Origin of the sequence: Nocardia kruczakiae NBRC 101016, assembly GCF_001612965.1 — a bacterium.
Taxonomy (GTDB): Bacteria; Actinomycetota; Actinomycetes; order Mycobacteriales; family Mycobacteriaceae; genus Nocardia; species Nocardia kruczakiae.
On record NZ_BDBL01000094.1, the window covers coordinates 1 to 1,370 of the forward strand.

Below are 1,370 nucleotides of genomic sequence, written 5' to 3' on the forward strand. Positions count from 1 at the left end.
TCCGGATCGTCGTAGTAGGAGTATTCGCCGACCTCGATCAGCGGCGAGGTGACGAGGGGTTTCAGCAGGACGACTCGCGGCTGTCCCGGCATCGGATGCAGCGTGGTCGGGTCCGTGACGGGGAGTTGGCCGGGCATGCGAAAACCCTTCTGTCCGTGTCTGATCGGAAAGTGCGAAAGTCGCGACCGCCGCATTAATGCGACGAATGTTGCTTTAGGATGATGGCACACTCCCTCCCGCCGAGCAACCGGATGAACGACCATGACCTCTGCAGCGAACGAGCCCGCGGCCGCCCGGCAGCCCACCTCGAGACCGGGCGGGCGCACCGCTCGCATCCGCGAACACGTGCTCGCCGCGGTGCAAGCCGAATTGACCGAGCACGGATACGACGCGCTGACCGTGGATGCGGTGGCGGCGCGCGCGGGCGTGCACCGCACCACGGTGTATCGGCGCTGGCGCGATGTCGGCGGCCTGATCGCCGACGTCTTCGCCGCCGCGAGCGATCTGGACTGGCGGCCGCGCGACACCGGTTCGCTGACAGGCGATCTCACCGAACTCAACCGGGAGATCCAGGATTCACTCACCGAGGAGTCGTCGATCGCCTCGGCGCTGATCGCGGTGTCCTTCCGCTCCGAGGACGCGGCCCGGGCGCTGCGGCAGCTGTGGGAGGACCGCTACGCGCAATGCGAGATCGTCGTGGGGCGGGCGATCCATCGGGGCGAGATCCCCGCCGAAACCGATGCGCGCGCAGTGCTCGTCGCGGCGACCGCACCGCTGTACCACCAGTTGGTGTTGTTGCGGACTCCGGCCGATCCGGCGGGGCCGCGACGGGCGGCCACCGCGGCGGTGCTGGCGGCGCAGGCGGGTGCGTTCGCCGCGAGGTAGGGATTACGCGGTGCTGCCGTAGAACTCCGGGCCGCGCTGGCTCCACTCGACCCGGCATTCGACGCGGCCGAGGGCAGGGGACCGCGCACCCGTTGGGGTGCGCGGTCACGCGCTCAGCCCAGGTCCGCCGCGGCGGATTCGTTGCCGGACAGGCTGATTCCGAGATTCGCGGCGGTGCGGTCGATGTCGTCGTCGGCCTGCTGCAATTCGATCGCCGAGCCGTCTGCCGACAGCACCTCGACGTTGAGGCACAGTGACTGCAGTTCCTTGAGCAGAACCTTGAACGATTCCGGGATGCCCGGTTCGGGGATGTTCTCGCCCTTGACGATCGCCTCGTAGACCTTCACCCGGCCGACCACGTCGTCGGACTTGATGGTCAGCAGTTCCTGCAGCGTGTAGGCCGCGCCGTAGGCCTGCATGGCCCAGCACTCCATCTCACCGAAACGCTGACCACCGAACTGCGCCTTACCACCGAGCGGCTGCTG

The 1,370-nt window shown here is 68.2% G+C and carries 2 protein-coding genes and 1 pseudogene; 1 reads left to right on the forward strand and 2 read right to left on the reverse strand.

The window, feature by feature from the left end; translation table 11 throughout:
- Positions 1–137: pseudogene (locus NK1_RS35975) on the reverse strand (antibiotic acetyltransferase); the annotation flags it as partial.
- A 124-nt stretch (positions 138–261) separates the two neighbouring features.
- Between NK1_RS35975 and NK1_RS33140 the strand changes: the two are divergent.
- Entirely contained in the window at positions 262–885 is a 624-nt protein-coding gene (locus NK1_RS33140) for a TetR/AcrR family transcriptional regulator (RefSeq protein ID WP_063015153.1), read from the forward strand.
- 113 nt (positions 886–998) lie between these two features.
- Here NK1_RS33140 and NK1_RS33145 read toward each other — a convergent pair.
- On the reverse strand, positions 999–1,370 hold a 372-nt coding region (locus NK1_RS33145; RefSeq protein WP_501193613.1), incomplete at its 5' end, for a DNA-directed RNA polymerase subunit beta.